This window comes from Stenotrophomonas sp. YJH_SMC_25 (genome assembly GCF_059369595.1).
Genome location: NZ_JCAFSV010000017.1, coordinates 1 through 15,653 on the forward strand (window position 1 = coordinate 1; position 15,653 = coordinate 15,653).

At 67.6% G+C, this 15,653-nt stretch carries 13 protein-coding genes; 8 read left to right on the plus strand and 5 right to left on the minus strand.

Annotation, left to right across the window (positions count from 1 at the left end):
• Positions 1–226: 226 nt before the first annotated feature.
• On the plus strand, positions 227–1,651 hold the full coding sequence (locus tag AC5P7E_RS18405) for a short-chain fatty acid transporter (RefSeq protein WP_005411492.1): 1,425 nt from the start codon (positions 227–229) through the stop codon (positions 1,649–1,651).
• 273 nt (positions 1,652–1,924) lie between these two features.
• Complete coding sequence (locus AC5P7E_RS18410) at positions 1,925–2,095, plus strand: hypothetical protein (protein ID WP_231347349.1); 171 nt, start codon at positions 1,925–1,927, stop codon at positions 2,093–2,095.
• A gap of 51 nt (positions 2,096–2,146) precedes the next feature.
• Here the strand turns inward: AC5P7E_RS18410 and AC5P7E_RS18415 are convergent, their stop codons facing one another.
• Complete coding sequence (locus AC5P7E_RS18415) at positions 2,147–2,773, minus strand: YiiX/YebB-like N1pC/P60 family cysteine hydrolase (RefSeq protein ID WP_012481514.1); 627 nt, start codon at positions 2,771–2,773, stop codon at positions 2,147–2,149.
• A gap of 82 nt (positions 2,774–2,855) precedes the next feature.
• Between AC5P7E_RS18415 and AC5P7E_RS18420 the strand changes: the two genes are divergently transcribed.
• The 3 genes from AC5P7E_RS18420 to AC5P7E_RS18430 all read left to right on the plus strand — a co-directional run bounded on the left by AC5P7E_RS18420 (position 2,856) and on the right by AC5P7E_RS18430 (position 6,602).
• A complete protein-coding gene (locus tag AC5P7E_RS18420; protein ID WP_049432223.1) occupies positions 2,856–3,368 on the plus strand; it encodes a hypothetical protein in 513 nt (170 codons plus the stop codon).
• 73 nt (positions 3,369–3,441) lie between these two features.
• Positions 3,442–5,280, plus strand: coding sequence for a M3 family metallopeptidase (locus AC5P7E_RS18425; RefSeq protein WP_114619012.1), 1,839 nt, complete (start codon positions 3,442–3,444; stop codon positions 5,278–5,280).
• Between the two features lie 2 nt (positions 5,281–5,282).
• Positions 5,283–6,602, plus strand: coding sequence for a TPM domain-containing protein (locus AC5P7E_RS18430; RefSeq protein ID WP_114619011.1), 1,320 nt, complete (start codon positions 5,283–5,285; stop codon positions 6,600–6,602).
• 1 nt (position 6,603) lies between these two features.
• On the opposite strand, the gene AC5P7E_RS18435 is transcribed toward AC5P7E_RS18430, so the two are convergent.
• Genes AC5P7E_RS18435 through AC5P7E_RS18445 form a run of 3 tightly spaced genes read right to left on the minus strand, consistent with a single transcriptional unit; the run spans position 6,604 to position 9,249 of the window.
• Positions 6,604–7,275, minus strand: coding sequence for a VOC family protein (locus tag AC5P7E_RS18435; RefSeq protein ID WP_114619010.1), 672 nt, complete (start codon positions 7,273–7,275; stop codon positions 6,604–6,606).
• A gap of 53 nt (positions 7,276–7,328) precedes the next feature.
• A complete protein-coding gene (locus tag AC5P7E_RS18440; protein WP_114619009.1) occupies positions 7,329–8,408 on the minus strand; it encodes an alpha/beta hydrolase family protein in 1,080 nt (359 codons plus the stop codon).
• A gap of 13 nt (positions 8,409–8,421) precedes the next feature.
• Entirely contained in the window at positions 8,422–9,249 is an 828-nt protein-coding gene (locus AC5P7E_RS18445) for an AraC family transcriptional regulator (protein ID WP_197589198.1), read from the minus strand.
• Between the two features lie 186 nt (positions 9,250–9,435).
• Between AC5P7E_RS18445 and AC5P7E_RS18450 the strand changes: the two genes are divergently transcribed.
• The 3 genes from AC5P7E_RS18450 to AC5P7E_RS18460 all read left to right on the plus strand — a co-directional run bounded on the left by AC5P7E_RS18450 (position 9,436) and on the right by AC5P7E_RS18460 (position 13,789).
• Positions 9,436–9,867: a hypothetical protein gene (locus AC5P7E_RS18450; RefSeq protein ID WP_114619007.1), complete on the plus strand. Its 432-nt coding sequence runs from the start codon at positions 9,436–9,438 to the stop codon at positions 9,865–9,867.
• 218 nt (positions 9,868–10,085) lie between these two features.
• Positions 10,086–12,488, plus strand: coding sequence for a TonB-dependent receptor plug domain-containing protein (locus AC5P7E_RS18455; RefSeq protein ID WP_114619006.1), 2,403 nt, complete (start codon positions 10,086–10,088; stop codon positions 12,486–12,488).
• Positions 12,488–13,789, plus strand: coding sequence for an aminotransferase class V-fold PLP-dependent enzyme (locus AC5P7E_RS18460; protein WP_099523838.1), 1,302 nt, complete (start codon positions 12,488–12,490; stop codon positions 13,787–13,789). The genes AC5P7E_RS18455 and AC5P7E_RS18460 overlap by 1 nt, the downstream gene beginning before the upstream one ends.
• Before the next feature lie 341 nt (positions 13,790–14,130).
• On the opposite strand, the gene AC5P7E_RS18465 is transcribed toward AC5P7E_RS18460, so the two are convergent.
• Positions 14,131–15,645, minus strand: a complete 1,515-nt coding sequence (locus AC5P7E_RS18465) for an aminotransferase-like domain-containing protein (RefSeq protein WP_114619005.1) — start codon at positions 15,643–15,645, stop codon at positions 14,131–14,133.
• Between the last annotated feature and the right edge of the window lie 8 nt (positions 15,646–15,653).

Genomic DNA, 15,653 nt, shown 5'->3' on the forward strand with positions numbered 1-15,653 from the left:
ACGATCCCGAGGTTGCCGGCCAGCGGCCGGCACTACCGCCTTCCACCACCTGCGATGATGCTTGGATCTGGTAGAGCCGGCCGCTGGCCGGCTGCACCCGTGCACGATCCCGAGGTTGCCGGCCAGCGGCCGGCACTACCCTCCTCCGCGACCTACGACCAATAGGTGGCTGACAGGCCGCACCCCACCGCCCAGAATCGATCCATCGAACCTGGGAGGGTAGGCGATGGCCTCGACGGCAGCAGTACAGGACGGCTGGATGGCGCGCGCAGCGCTGCGCTCGGCCGCCTGGGCGGAAAAGTGGTTCCCCGATGCGTACGTGTTCGCGGTGCTGGGCGTGGTCATCGTCGCGCTGGCCGCGATGGGCTTCGGCTCGACCCCGCAGGCCACCGCCAGCGCCTTCGGTGACGGTTTCTGGAGCCTGATCCCCTTCACCATGCAGATGGCCTTCGTGGTCATCGGTGGCTACGCCGTGGCCACCGCGCCGGTGGTCGCACGCTTCATCGATTTCCTCGCCCGGGTGCCGCGTACCGGCCGCGGCGCGGTGGTGTACGTGGGCCTGGTCAGCATGCTCGCTTCGCTGCTCAGCTGGGGCTTCTCGCTGGTGTTCGGTGGCCTGCTGGTGCGTGCGCTGGCCCGTCGTACCGAACTGCGCATGGACTACCGGGCCGCGGGTGCTTCGGCGTACCTCGGCCTGGGTGCGGTGTGGGCCATGGGATTGAGCTCGTCGGCCGCACAGCTGCAGGCCAACCCGGCCAGCATGCCGCCGGGCCTGGTCGAGATCACCGGCGTCCTGCCGTTCACCGAAACCATCTTCCTGTGGCAGTCGATCGCACTGACCGCGGTGCTGATCCTGGTCTCGCTGCTGATCGCCTGGTTGACCGCACCGGCCGCCGGCAGTGCCCGCACCGCTGAAGACTTCCCCGGCGCCGCGCAGGCCGAGCCGGAGCCGTTGCAGCGTCGCACGCGCCCGGGCGAATGGCTGGAGTACAGCCCGCTGCTGACCGTGCTGCTCTCGCTGCTGGCGTTCGGCTGGCTGTTCAACGAGTTCGCCAACAAGCCGGTGGTCACCGCCATCGCCAACCTCAACACCTACAACTTCCTGTTCATTTCGCTGGGCCTGCTGCTGCACTGGCGGCCGCGCAGCTTCCTCAACGCGGTGGCCAAGGCGGTGCCCAGCACCACCGGCGTGCTGATCCAGTTCCCGCTGTACGGTGGCATCGCGATGATCCTCACCCACGCTGCCGGTGGCGATGGGCAGACACTGGCGCACCGGCTGTCGAGCCTGTTCGTGCACGTGGCCAGCACCGATACCTTCGCGCTGGTGATGGGCGTTTATTCGGCGGTGCTCGGCTTCTTCGTGCCCTCCGGTGGTGGCAAGTGGATCATCGAGGCGCCGTACGTGATGCAGGCCGCCAACGAACTGAAGGCACACCTGGGCTGGGCGGTGCAGGTCTACAACGCGGCCGAAGCGCTGCCGAACCTGATCAATCCGTTCTGGATGCTGCCGCTGCTGGGCGTACTGGGCCTGAAGGCACGCGACATCGTGGGCTTCACCTTCATCCAGCTGCTGGTGCACATCCCGCTGGTGCTGGGCCTGCTGTGGCTGCTGGGGATGACCCTGGCGTATGTGCCGCCGGTGATGCCCTGAATGCTGGGCTGGCTTGCCTGCGTGAGTTGGGAAGCCAGCCTCCTTCCGCGCGTGTTTCCGGCTGAGAACGCCATGAATGCGCGCCATGCTGACCACTGCATGAGCACATGCCGAACCCACATGAATTCTTCAGCCGCTTGTGCCACAAGGGCTTCTGCGCGTTCATTCACAGGCGTACACGCAGATGTAGCCGCGCACCCACGCATGATTAACCATTCGCTGCAGACGATGGCCACGTCCACCGCATTCCGCGAGTGGCTTTGGAGATCGGACATGGCACAGCAGAACCAGAACCAGAACCCGAACCAGAAGCAGCAGGGCCAGCAGAACCAGCAGGATCAGCAGCAGGGTCGTGGCCGCGACCAGCAGCAGCAACAGCAGCAGGAACAGCAGCAGCGCAACCAGCGCAACCAGCAGCAGGGTGGGCAGGACGAGGAAGAGTGACCTCGCTACCAGCTCCGGTGATGCAAAGCCCCGCCCCGTGCGGGGCTTTGCTTATTCCAGCACGCCGACACGCTGCAGCACCGGCGCTGCCGACATGTCGTTCGGATTGGTGCCGGGCTGATCCTGCGGTACGTCCATGCCCATGCCGCGGTACAGATCCACCCAGTGCTGGGCGATCTCCCCGGTCTGCGGGTTGCGGAAGTTCATCGGCTGCAATGCGAACACGTGGTGCGCACGGAAGGCGCGTTCGATGAAGTCCGAGCAGTAGTAGCTGTCCTCGTTCAACACATACGACGTGTTGTACGGCTTGCCCAGCATCGTGCGCGCGGTGGCGACCGCATCCTTGATGGCCGCCTGCTGCGGCGCATGCAGGCGATAGACCACGATCTGCCGCTGCTTGGCGCGCGCCTCCTGGCGGAACTCGACCAGCGATTGCCGGCGCGATCCTTTCTCGTCCGCATGCAATACCTCCCAGCCCTTCGGCGTGGAAGCGACCAGGGCGACGTGATCGAAGCTGGGCGCGCCCTGCTTGCCGGTGGCATCGTCAATGGCGGCACTGAGGCCGCTGCGGCCGGCGGTGACAAACAGCAGATCGCCTTCGTGGACATCGACGGCCATCGCCACCGCTGGCCACAGGGCGGGCAGCAGCAGGCCGATCAGGAGCAGGAGGCGATGCATGAGGACTCTCGGACAGGCGGAATGCCGGAATTGTAGGGCGCGCGGTAGCATGGAGCGACCGGACCGGATTCAGGATGAGCCCATGTGTCGATACCGTTCTGCCGCATTGCTGATGCTCGCCTGTGGCGTGGTGCTGGTTGCCTGCACGCCAGCGCCGCAGCCACCGCAGACAGCGGGCGAAGCCGGGCCTGCCGCAGCGGCGCCGGCGATCACTGCCGCCGAGCCCACACCTGTGGCTGCACGCAGTGAATGCCCCCACCCGGAATTCGATACATTCCTGAAGCATTTCGGCAATGAGATCGCGCTGCAGGAAAAGGCCACCGCCGACCCGCTGCTGGACAGCTACATCGATGCGGAGGCCGAGCCGGAACCGCGCAAGGTGGAGAGCCGGCTGGCGCTGGCCGATGTCGAGTGGCCGGTGATGCCCGATCCTGCCGCATTGGCCGGGCAGGGCCGCGAAATGCAGGTCAGCCCCCTGGCCGATGGGCAGCGACAGGTGCAGATCCGTATGCCGGACAGCAGCGACCAGCAGACCTACACCTTTGCGCAGACGCCGTGTTGGACACTGGTCAAGCGTGAGGACGAGTCGATCTGAAACCTGATCCGGCACAGGCGCGGCGGGCCAGTGACTGCTAGGCTCGATCCCTGGTCCAGGCAGGGAGACGCCGATGCAGGCTTTCAGGAAGCACGCCACCACCACCGCCATCGCAGCTGTGCTGGCGATAGCCTCCCTCAGCGGCGCCCAGGCACAGTCGGTGCATGCCGATGACCGCACCTACTTCGCCAATGCCACCGCCGAACAGGCCGCGCGTGACGCACTGGGCAAGCGCGTCGAGGCTCTGCAGCAGGCGTCCACCGTTGCACCCGCGGAACGCTTCCGGCAGGCCGAGGTACTGGAGGCGCAGTGCCTGCGCCATCACAGCTACCTGCACCTGCAGGCCGCCCGCAATGCGCGTGATCAGCGTCCGGCCCAGGCGCTGGACCAGGTGATGGGGCTGTGCAGCCGCATTGCCCGCAGCGGCCGCGCCGCTCTGCGCGAGGCGCCCGCGGATGCGCCATGGGCAGCACCCTATGGCTTCCTGCGCGCACGCGCGTTGAAGGAGGCCGCCGCCCCGGCCAACGCCGCGCTGGATGAGGCCGTGGAGGCACTGGCCGATCCGGCGCTGGACAGCTTCGCGCGCCTGCGTGGGCAGATCCTGCGCAGCGCCGAGTACCCGCAGATCGAGCACGGCGGCCGGCACTGGGACACGGGGCGCGACAGGCAGGCACTGGCCCGGCAGCCCGACCGCGCCCTGCGCGAGGCGGGCTGGAAGGGCTACTGGCAAGGCCTGCAATCGCGCCGTGAGCCGATGGCGTCGGTGCTGCTGGGGCTGGTGCAGGTGAATGACGCCGCGGCACGCCTGCAGGGTGACGGCTCGGCGCCGGCACATGGCTATCAGCGCATGGGCCTGGATACTGCCGCAGTGGATGCAACGCTGGTGGCGATCGAACAGCATGCGGGAGACCGCCGCGCCTATCAGGAGATGCTGCTGCACCACGCTGCGCGATCGGGCATCGACGCGCCGCAGATCTGGGATACCACGGTGCCCGATGCCGGCTACACGCCACCGATGCTGACGCTGGCGCAGCTGCGCGACAACGCCGCCGATGCCATGCAGCACCTGGGCCCGGCGTACGTCGCTGAACTGCGCGCGCTGCTCGATCCGGCCAGCCACCGCATGGATCTGGCCACCGAACGCGGTGACCGCAGCCAGGACGCGTTCTCCGTGAGCGCTCCCGGTGTGCCGGCAATGCTGTTCGTTGGTGTCCGCAGCGGGGACCTGGAAAGCGATGTCGAGATCGCCCATGAAGCTGGCCATGCCGTGCATGGCGAGTGGATGCAGCGGGGTCATGCGTCGCCGCTGCAGCGCAATGGCAGCCAGTGGCTGACCGAGGCGTTCGCGATCTACAACGAGCTGCGCTTCCGCGACCAGCTGTACCAGCAGGCACAGGACCCGCGTGCCAAGGCCTACTACCTGAAATCGCTGCTGGACGACATGGTGCTGCAGCTGTTCACCTCTTCCGAGGAAGCGCAGCTGGAGCGGTCGATCTACCAGGGCGTTGCCGCCGGCACGCTGGGCACCGCCGATGACCTGGACGCGCTGACCGGGCGGGTGCTCGCACGCTTCGGCCAGCAACCGGAGCGCTACCCGCAGCTGCGCAACACCTGGATCGGCAAGCGCCTGATGTATGAAGACCCGAACTATCTGGTGAACTACCTGTATGCGGGTCTGCTGGCCGTGCAGTTGTATGTGCAGGACCAGCGCGATCCCGAGGGGTTCCGTGCGCGCTATCTTGCCGTGCTTGGCGAGGGCTTCGATCGCGCGCCGGACGAGCAGGTGGCGCAACTGCTGGGGCACGCGCCTGACTGGGCGGCCCTGGTGGATGCCGATCTGCAGGTGTTCAACCAGACGGCGGCACAGCTGCAGGCGCTGCATGCGCAGATCGAGGCAGGGCAGGGTACGTGAAGATGCTGCGCAGGATGACGTGCACCTGGGCCACGGCATGGCTGTTGATGCTGTTGTGCCTGTTGCCGAGGGTGGTGATGGCCGGTGCTGCAGTCCCTGCGCTGGATGATCCGGTGGTGGACGCCGCCAACGCACTTTCGGCGGATACCCGCGACAAACTGCGCACGCAGGCATTCCAGTTGCAGGCGCGCACCGGCGCGCAGCTGCAGGTGATGGTAGTCAACCATGTTGGCGACGAAGGCATCGAAGCTTACGCACAGCGGGTGTTCGACCAGTGGCAGCTGGGCCGCGAAGGCGTTGACGATGGCGTGCTGCTGCTTGTGGCCGTGCAGGACCGCCGTGTACGCATCCAGACCGGCTACGGCCTGGAGGGCGCGATACCCGATGCCTATGCCGCCCGCATCATCGACAAGGCGATCGTGCCGCGTTTCCGCGATGGCGACCTTGACCAGGGCGTGCTGGATGGAACGAAGATCATAGTGGCGCTGATCGATGGCGAGGACCTGCCGGCATCGGAAGCGCCATCGATGCGCAACGTGCTGCCGCCCGATTGGCGCAGCGCGGACTCGGTGGTTGCACTGACGCTGCTGGCCGGCTTCCTTGCGGGTCTGTGGCGCTCGCCGCCCTCGGCGCAGGCGCACCCGGAGCGATTGCCGGCCTGGGCCCGCCCGCTGCTGGTGACGGCGGTGGTGGCCGCGGGCCTGCTGGCGGCGGCCATGTGGGCGCCACGCCAGGCACTGGCAGCGCTCTGCATCGTGTTGGCGTTGTGCGTACCGGTGGCGAGCCTGCTTGGCTGGTGCTGGCGCCGTAGCCGCGGTGTGCGCGTGGTGCTGCTCGGCATGCTCGGGGTCAGTTCGGGGTTCTTCGTGGTGATGGTGGTGCGTGGCCAGTTGCCACCCAGTCTGGCCTTGCACACGTCGCTGGACCTGGCGGTAGGCATCGTGGCCATGCTGGTGTTCTTCCTCGTACAGGCGTGCCGCGCGCGCTGGCACAAGGACCGCAGCAGCTTCGGGGTGAGGTGCGCAGTGCTGTTGCTGCTGACCGCTGGCTACGTGCTCTTCGCACTGCTGGCCATCGATCGCGCCGGCCCGGTTGCGCGCCTCGCCACGACGATCGGGTGGAGTGCCGGCACGCTCGTGCTGTACTTCACCTGGATCTTCACCATGCTGCCAGGTGAGAAGGCTCGCGGCAGCCGCAGATCATCCGGCGGCCACCGCAGCGCGTCCAGTTCGTCATCCAGCAGTTCGTCGTCGAGCAGCTCCAGCAGTTGGTCCGGAGGCGGCGGCCGCAGCGGCGGAGGCGGCGCGTCGGGCAGCTGGTAGATCAGGTCGCCTGCACACGCCAGCCGAGTGCAGCGTCCTCCACAACGCCCGGGCCGGCCACGTCGCCGACCTGCAGCAACAGCCCCTGCGCATTGGGCAGGTCCTTCTGCTCGGGGAACCAGCGCCGGTCCGCAGCGACCACGATCAGCAGCCCTTCGTCGTCGCCCATCGGCGCGAACTGCGCCGAAGGCGGGCTGATCGGTTGCAGGCCGAATCGCATGCTGGACTGTTCTCGCACGGCATCGACATCGTGGCTGGGCAGGCCGACCTCGCTCAGGCAGGTCAGTTCGCTGCCGTGGAAGGCGCCCTGATGCGTACTGTCGGGCAAGCGGCGGCGGCCGATCAGTTCCAGGATCAAGCCATCGGGGCCAGTGAAGTACACCGACTGCGACTGCCAGCTGCTCTCCAGCGCAAAGTAGTCCAGCCCCGCCGGATTACGCTGCAACGGCGTGCGCTCGCGTAGCCACGTCATCGCCTCGCCGAAGCGGTTGTCCGGTACGTTGAAGGCCAGGTGCACGCCTCCGAGCGGACGTCCTTCAGCGGGCTGCAGTTCGATCGTGCTCAAGCCGATGTGCACATGGGGGCCGATCACGCGTTGCTGCAGGACATCGTGAAAATACGCAGCGACGGCGCCGACATCGGAGACCGGCAGGGTGAGGTGCAGCAGGCGCATGATCGTTCTCCGTGGACGCGATCACTGTAGCGCCGGGCCGCATCCGGCGGCCACTAGCGCAGTGCGTCGGCGAAGAATCGCGTGGCTGCATCCACCGCCTGCCGGTGGGTTTTCGTCCTGGGAACCGCAGTGCTGCAGAGCTCGGGCAGCCTCTGCCCGCCGACAACGGTACAGGCCGCCAGGAAGTCGTAGTGACCCACGTCCGGCAGGCGTTGCAGCGTTGCGCGCGGAATCTGCGCCTGTGCGGCCTCACCATTGGTCTCCGGTGGCGCGACGGTGTCTGCGGCCCCCAACATGATCGATACCGGCTGCCGCAACGCGGACAGCTGCGCGGGCGCGAACGCCTGCACGATGGCGGGTGCCAGCAGGAACACGGCACGCACGCCGGGAATCGCGCGCTGTGCGTCAGCCTCGGCGATCCAGGGGGCAAGCGCGGGCGAAGCCGCAGCGGCCCGGCGCGCCTGCATCGTGTGCGTGGCCGCCTCCTGTTGCGGTTGGCAGACGCCGTCATCCGGGTGCGCGGTGCAGAAGGCCAGCAGTCGCTGCAGGCTGGGCCGTGCACCGGCTGCCAGCAGCGCGGTGTAGCCACCGGCCGAGAAGCCGACCACGCCCAGCCGCTCTGGATCGACATGCGGGCCCAGGATCGGATCGGCCTGCACGGCGGCCAACGCAGCGCGCAGATCATCCGCGCGCAGCCAGGTCAGCACGCTGCCGGGCAGGGTCATCTCGTTGGCACCGTTGTTGCCGGGATGATCGACCGCGATCACCAGATAACCGTCCCGCGCCAGCGCCGTGCCCAACCAGCCCATCATGCGTGCGCTGCCGCCGTTACCGTGCGACAGCAGCAGCGTCGGCAGGCGAGCCCCCGCGACGGGAGCATCCACCGCTGCGCGTCCGACCTCGAACAGCGGTGCGTCGGGCGGGCCGATGGTCAGGGCGGTTTCCCGGCTGCCGGCCAGCGCTGGGTACCAGACCGTGTAGCGCAGCGCGTCGTGGTGCTGCCCATCGCGTACAGCCGCGCTGGCCACCGTGGTGGCGCCGTGGCGCTCGCCGGCCGCCTGCGTCTCGCTGCCCTCGGCGATGGCAGTGGAGACCATGAGGATCATTCCCAGCACAGCGGCCATCATGCGCATCTTCAGTTCCTTGTCAGTTGGGACGTTCATCGACTGGCAACCAGATCTCCACGCCGCCGTTGCCGGTGTGCTCGTCGAAGCGGGTGTCGTAGCGCTCCAGATCGGGTGCATTGGCCAGGCTGAGGCCAGAGCCGGGCAGGTAATGATCCAGCAGCCAGAACCAGGTCGAGCGGATGGCCGAGATGTGCCCGCCGTGCCAGGCCACAAGATAGCGGCGCGCCGGCACGTCCACCCGTTGCCAGTGCGCCGGCACGGTCGGCAGCGCGCTGGCGGGCAGTGCGGCAATGTAATCGAAGCCGCCATCGTCGTCGCTGTTGCAGCACACACCGAAGCTGATCGGAGCGGGCGTCGGCCATTCGCGGTTGAGCTGCGCCCATTGGCCGGGAATTGCACCGCCACTGTCGCGGGTATGCCGCATGCCGATGCCCGCCACCTGGAAAGCGGGCGTGTCGAGCAGTCGCGGCGCCTCACCGCAGGGCGCCGGCGCATCGTCCACGCGGATCGCCTGCACCAGTGCCAGTCCGTCGGTGCCCTGTTCGCGTACCCGCTCTGGTGTCTGTCCGAACTGTTCGCTGAAGGCGCGGGTGAACGCGGCATGGGTGGTATAGCCGGCTCCCAGCGCGACCTGCAGGATATCCCCCGCCCCGTCGGCCAACCGCTGCGCCGCAGCGGTCAGGCGCCGTCCCCGCAGGTAGCGCACCACCGAGGTGCCAGTGCGGGCCTGGAACAGGCGTGACAGATGAAACGGCGACAGGCCGGCCGCAGCGGCGATATCGGCCAGCGCCAATGGCTGGTCCGCATGGGTTTCGATGAACCACAACGCCTTGCCTGCCGCGCTCATCCTGCCGTTCCCCGCATCCAATGCCGGCACAGTAGCGGATCGGCAGGCGCGGCGTTTAGCAGTTCTTGCGCTGCCGGGGCTTTGCGTCTGCCTGCGTACCGGCAACAATGCGTGCTTCATGGACGTGATGAGGGGCAGGGAGATGCGATCGACGACGTGGGATGCCAGGCCAGCGGAGCCCGGCCGATGATCGAGATGATCGAAATGCTGCTTGCCCTCTGGGTACTTCCCAGTCTGTTGACCCTGGCGCTGATGCTGCTGATGTTGTTCGGCGCGCCACGGTGGCGCGGCAATCCCTGGGTGTACCGTGTCGGCTTCGCGTTGCTGGGCGGGTTTCTGACACCGACGTTGTTGGGGGCCGGTCACGGTGGGTTGCCGTGCGCGACTATCGGCGGGCTGGTGATGATACTGACGCAGCTGCAATGGATCGGCGATCTGCAGGTCGACTTCATGGAGATCGGGATTCGCAACAGGGGCATCTGGATCATGTCCACCCCCGCGTTGGTGGTGTTCGCCGCCATGATGTTCGTTCCGCTGCGAACGGCACGGCCGGCCCGTTTCGGCTTTGGCGACGACGGCAACGGCAACGGCAACGGCAACGGCAACGGCAACGGCTAGCCGCTGTGTGCGGGGATGGGGCGTGGGTCTGCATTGCCCATCCATGCATGGCGTGGATCTACGGATGAGCCCTGGCAGGGGCCAATCTTGGTTGGCGCATCAAGCTGTCGCATTGACGTCATGGCTCCTTCACAGATCGCGCCGAGACTGCGCGCCTTGTCCAGCCCTGTTGTTTCCGAACAGGTGCTGGCCCTGTCGCGTCCTCCCGGAGCCCTGCCGTGCATCGTTCGAAGCTTTCGCGTTCCATCCTCCTTGCCCTTTCCATGGCCAGCGCAGGAGGCGCGATCGCAGCGGAGGCCGATGCGGTCGATGCCGCAGGCGGCAACCGCGCCGCACCCACCCAGCTCGACGCGATGCTGGTCACCGGTACCCGCGCGTCCAACCGCACCCAGTTCGAAACACTGGCGCCGGTGGACGTATTCACCAAGGAAGACATCACGTCCGTCGAATCCACCGACCTGAAGGACGTGCTGGCCCAGCTGGTGCCCTCGTTCGTGGTGCAGCGCCTGCCGATGGCCGACGGCCAGGTGTTCGTGCGCCCGGCGACCCTGCGTGGCCTGTCGCCGGACCAGACCCTGGTGCTGGTCAACGGCCGCCGCTTCCACCGCAGCGCGCTGCTCGGCAACCGTGGTGCACAGGCGGCCGACCTTGCACAGATTCCGACCAGCGCGATCAAGCGCATCGAGGTGCTGCGTGATGGCGCGTCGGCGCAGTACGGCTCGGATGCCATCGCCGGTGTCATCAACATCATCCTCGAGGATGGCCCAGGTACCGAGATCACCGCCGGCTATTCGCAGTACGCGCAGGGCGACGGTGCCTCGCGCGATTTCAGTGCGCGCACCGGCTGGTCGCTGGGCGACTATGGCAGCCTGGTGCTGTTCGCCGAATCGTCCAACTCCGACGCCACCTCGCGCACCCGCCAGCGCCCCGATGCGATCGCCTTCCAGGCTGCACATCCGGAGCTGGACGTGCCCAATCCGGTGCAGCGCTGGGGCCAGCCGGAACTGGAAAGCCGCCGCGTCGGCTTCAACGTGAAGGCCAATGCCAGCGAGACGCTGGAGCTCTATGCCTTCGGCCTGTACAGCCACAGCGATGGCGTCAGTGATTTCAACTGGCGCAACCCGGACACCACCACCGGCGCGTACCGCACCACCTCCATCTTCACCGGCTGGAACCTGCGCTCGCTGTATCCGGTCGGCTTCAGCCCGCAGTACGGCAACGTCCAGAACGACCTGCAGCTGGTCGGTGGCCTGCGCGGCGAGATCACGCCGAAGCTGCGCTGGGATGTCAGCGCCTCGTATGGCCGCAACGCCATCGACTACAGCTTGAAGAACTCGATCAATGCCTCGCTCGGCCCGGCCAGCCCGACCGACTTCGATCTCGGCCGCCTGACCCAGACCGAGAAGAACGCCAACGCCGACTTCAACTACGAGTGGGAGGTGGGCGCGCTGTCCAAGCCGATCAACGTCGCCTTCGGTGGCGAGTTCCGCCAGGAGACCTACCAGGTGCGCGCCGGTGACCCGGCGTCGTACGCGGTGGGTCCGGGCGCGGCCGCAGGCCTGGAAGCCAATTCCAATGGCGCGCCGGGCTTCTCGGCCAGCCAGGCCGGGCAGTGGAGTCAGCGCAGCAAGGCCGCCTACGTGGACATGGAAGTGCCGCTGGGCGAGCGCTGGAGCATCGGCGCGGCCAGCCGTTACGAGGACTTCTCCAGCTTCGGCAGCACACTGGATGGCAAGCTGTCGGCGCGCTTTGCGATCACCCCGGACGTGGCCCTGCGCGGCACCGTGTCCAGCGGCTTCCGCGCACCGACGCCGGCGCAGCTCAACACCACCAGCACCACCCAGGGCCTGGACACGCGCACGCTGCAGATCTTCACCAGTGGCCGCCTGTCGCCGAACGATCCGCTGGCGCAGCTGCTTGGAGCCAAGCCGTTGAAGCCGGAGGAATCGCGCACCGCCTCGCTGGGCCTGACCTGGCGCACCGACCTGGGCCTGTCCGGCTCGGTGGATGTCTACCAGATCAAGCTCACCGACCGCTTCAGCCAGTCGGCCAGCTTCGCCATTCCGGCCGGTACGCCCAATCCACTGGGCTACACCTCGGTGAACTACTTCACCAACGACTTCGACACCACCACCACCGGCGTGGACGTGGTCGGCAACTACCTGCGCGACCTCGGCGCCGGCCGTATGACGTTGACCCTGGCCTACAACTACAACCGCACCCACGTGGACAACGGCAGCACCTCGGTGGCCACCAACGAAACCCAGCGCGTGCTGTTCGAAGACCGGCTGCCCGAGCACAAGGGCAGTCTGACCGGCAGCTGGGACATCGGTGCCTGGTCGCTGATGGCGCGCATGCGCTACTACGGCGCCTGGACCGATTCCAGCGGCAACGCGGTGGGCGACATCTACCAGCGCTTCGGTGCGATGAGCTTCCTCGACCTGGCCGTGGGCTATCGCATCAACGAGCACCACAGCCTGCGCGTGGGCGCCGACAATGTGTTCGATCGCTACCCGGATGAGGCCACGTTCCAGGCCAGCCGTGGCCTGGTCTACTCGCGCAACGCGCCGTACGACACCGACGGTGCCAACCTGTACGCGCAGTACCGGCTGACCTTCTGATGGACGCTCGTCGTCGTTCCCTGCTGCGTGCCGGCACCCTGCTGCCGGCTGCAGCTGCGCTGTCTTCACTGCCTGCCAGCGCCGCTGCGCGCTACGCTTCGCCGATGGAGATTCCCTCGACGACCGTGGCGCCGGACGTGCTGGCCCACGATGAAGGCTATTGGGCCGCCGTGGCCAGCCACTTCGACATCACCGATGAAGTGAACCACCTGGAGAACGGCTACTGGGGCGCGATGGGTCGTGAGACGCTGGCCAGCTACCAGCGCCACACCGCTGAAGTGAATCGTGGCAACGCTTGGTATGGGCGCCGCGCGTTTCCGGCGCAATACATGGCGGTGCAGCGAGAGGTAGCCGAACTGCTGGGTGTGGGTGCTGATGAGATCGCACTGACGCGGGGGGCCACCGAGGCGATGCTGGCGCTGATCGGTGGCTACAACCGCCTGCAGCCCGGCGACCAGGTGTTGTATGCCGACATCGACTACGACAGCATGATCGGCGCGATGCGCTGGCTGCAGCAGCGTCGCGGCGTGCAGGTCGAGCGTATCGCGCTACCGGCCGTGCCCGACCACGCGCAGATCCTGCAGGCCTACGAGGCCGCGTTCGCGCGGTTGCCGCGCCTGAAACTGGTGCTGCTGACCCAGGTCAGCCATCGCCATGGGCTGGTGCTGCCGGTGGCCGAGATCGCCGAGCGTGCGCGGGCACGCGGTATCGATGTGATCGTTGATGCTGCCCATGGTTTCGGTCAGATCGACTACGCCGTGCCGGATCTGAAAGCTGACTTCGTGGGCATCAATCTGCACAAATGGATCGGCGCGCCGGTCGGTGTCGGCGCGATGTACGTGCGCAAGGGGCGCGTGGCGGACCTGGACCCGTACATGGGCGAGACCGATGATGGCCGTGTCGGCAGCCGCGTGCACACCGGTACGGTCAACTTCGCCGCCTACCTGGCACTGCCGGAGGCGATTGCCCTGCATCAGCGCGTAGGTGTGGCCAACAAGCAGGCGCGGCTGCGCTACCTGCGCGAGCGCTGGACCGTGCCAGCGCGGAAGATGGCGCACATCGAAGTGCTGTCTTCGCCGAACCCGGCGCTGGCCAGTGCGCTGGCCAGCTTCCGCCTGCGCGGGCGCACCAGCGTGGCTGACAACCTCGCGCTGCAGAAGCGCCTGCTGGATGAGCATCGGATTTTCACCACGTATCGCGATGGCCTGGACTCGGGTGCCTGTGTACGCGTGACGCCATCGGTGTTCACCCGGCCGGAGCAGATGGATGCGCTGGTGAAGGCCCTCTCCGCCTTGGCCTGACCCTGCTTTGGTGGGTGCCAACCTTGGTTGGCACATTCCAACCGTGCCGGGGAATCTTCCGCCGGCCAGCGGCCGGCGCTACCGGTCGGGTGGGTGCCGACTGTTGGTCGGCACATCCCATTCCACGATCTACCTCCGATCTGGTGGGTGCCAACCTTGGTTGGCACATTCCAACCGTGCCGGGGAATCTTCCGCCGGCCAGCGGCCGGCGCTACCGGTCGGGTGGGTGCCAACTGTTGGTTGGCACATTCCAACCGTGCCGGGGAATCTTCCGCTGGCCAGCGGCCGGCACTACCGGTCGGGTGGGTGCCGACCGTTGGTCGGCACATCCCATTCCAGGGCTACCGCTCGATCGCCGGCAACGCATCGGACAACAACAACCGATCAATCCGTCGCAGCGCACTCTCCAGCTGTCGGCGGTCCGCCGCCAGCCCCAGCGACAGCCGCACGCCATTTGGGTAAGACACGCCTTGCGGGCAGAACGCCGAAGATGGCGCAATCGCCAGCCCCTGCAGCTGTGCGGTACGCACCAGCGTGGCGTCGGTCCACGGCGCTGGTACCCGGCACCAGGCATGCAGGCCTTCCGCGCGCTGCAGCAGCGATGGCGCCAGCAGGTAGCGCGCCATGCGCATGCGCTCGCGTGCCTCGGTGCGCACCTGGGCCAGCAGTGACTGCGCCGAACCATCCAGCAACAGCTGGCTGGCCAACGCCGAGACCAGCGGATGACCCATCAGCCGCGTCGCCCGCAGTGCAGCCGTCATCGCCTCGGCATGCGCCGCGCTCGGGCAGCGCACGAAGGCGGTGCGCAGGCCGGGGCTGATCACCTTCGACAGCGTCGCCACGTAGAACACATGACGCGGTGCCAGTGCCGCCAGCGGTGTCGGTGCATCCTCGGCGAGGTGCCAGTAAGGATCGTCTTCGATCGCCAGCAGGCCCTCGCGCTCCAGCACGCGTGCCAGCGCTTCGCGCCGCTGCAGCGGCAGGGTCAGCGCGGTCGGGTTCTGGCAGGTCGGGTTGAGATAGACCAACCGCGCGCCGCTTTCGCGTGCCAGCCGGGCCAGCGCATCGGGACACATGCCGTGTTCGTCGCTGTCCACCGGCAGCAGCCGCCGGCCCAGTGCGGCGGCGGCCTGCAGCAGGCCCGGATAGACCAGCGCATCGCAGAGGATCGCATCATCGTCGCGGCCCTGGCTGACCAGGATCGCGGCAAGCGCCACCTGGGCGCCTTCGGTCAGCAGCAGGCAGGCGTCGTCCACCTTTCCCAGCATCGGTTGCAGCCAGCGCGCCGCTGCGTGGCGGTCGGTCGGGTTGCCGCCGCCCAGGTGATAGGTCATCAGGTTGGGCGCGTTGCTGCGTGCAAGCACGGCGGCGGCGCCGCGGCGCAGGGTCTCGGCCAGCGCATCGGCGTCGGGCACCGGTGGCACGTTCATGCTCAGGTCCACGACCTGGTCGAAGCCGGCCTTGGGCGGTGCGATGAAACTGCCTTGTGGCCCGCGTGCTTCGATCAGGCCGCGCTTGCGTGCTTCATCGAAGGCGCGGGTGACCGTGGTCAGGTCGATGCCGAGCTGCTGCGCCAACGCGCGCTGCGAGGGCAGGCGCTGTCCGGGTGCGAGGCCGCCACGGCGCACCGTGCGTTCCAGCGAATTGACGATGCGCAGGTAGATCGGCCCGTTGTGCGCGAGCACGTCCTGCACCCATTCGCGCGCTGCGACATCCGGTCGCGGCATGTACGGAGCATGTCGGGGCGTATCGTTGCTTCCAACGGCGGGAGCCTGTCCATAACCATCGGTCGGTTCGGACAGGTGACCGCCGTTGTTGTTTGCGGCGGCCGCACCGGCCAGCGTCAGTGATGTCATTGCGCGTC

Excerpts from the sequence above, each read along its gene's own strand:
- AC5P7E_RS18435 (WP_114619010.1), bottom strand. The coding sequence starts at position 7,275 with ATGCGCCTGCTGCACCTCACCCTGCCGGTCTCCGATGTCGGCGCCGTC.
- AC5P7E_RS18465 (WP_114619005.1), bottom strand. The coding sequence starts at position 15,645 with ATGACATCACTGACGCTGGCCGGTGCGGCCGCCGCAAACAACAACGGC.
- AC5P7E_RS18440 (WP_114619009.1), bottom strand. The coding sequence starts at position 8,408 with ATGCGCATGATGGCCGCTGTGCTGGGAATGATCCTCATGGTCTCCACT.
- AC5P7E_RS18410 (WP_231347349.1), top strand. The coding sequence starts at position 1,925 with ATGGCACAGCAGAACCAGAACCAGAACCCGAACCAGAAGCAGCAGGGC.
- AC5P7E_RS18425 (WP_114619012.1), top strand. The coding sequence starts at position 3,442 with ATGCAGGCTTTCAGGAAGCACGCCACCACCACCGCCATCGCAGCTGTG.
- AC5P7E_RS18415 (WP_012481514.1), bottom strand. The coding sequence starts at position 2,773 with ATGCATCGCCTCCTGCTCCTGATCGGCCTGCTGCTGCCCGCCCTGTGG.
- AC5P7E_RS18460 (WP_099523838.1), top strand. The coding sequence starts at position 12,488 with ATGGACGCTCGTCGTCGTTCCCTGCTGCGTGCCGGCACCCTGCTGCCG.
- AC5P7E_RS18430 (WP_114619011.1), top strand. The coding sequence starts at position 5,283 with ATGCTGCGCAGGATGACGTGCACCTGGGCCACGGCATGGCTGTTGATG.
- AC5P7E_RS18450 (WP_114619007.1), top strand. The coding sequence starts at position 9,436 with ATGATCGAGATGATCGAAATGCTGCTTGCCCTCTGGGTACTTCCCAGT.
- AC5P7E_RS18405 (WP_005411492.1), top strand. The coding sequence starts at position 227 with ATGGCCTCGACGGCAGCAGTACAGGACGGCTGGATGGCGCGCGCAGCG.
- AC5P7E_RS18445 (WP_197589198.1), bottom strand. The coding sequence starts at position 9,249 with ATGAGCGCGGCAGGCAAGGCGTTGTGGTTCATCGAAACCCATGCGGAC.
- AC5P7E_RS18420 (WP_049432223.1), top strand. The coding sequence starts at position 2,856 with ATGTGTCGATACCGTTCTGCCGCATTGCTGATGCTCGCCTGTGGCGTG.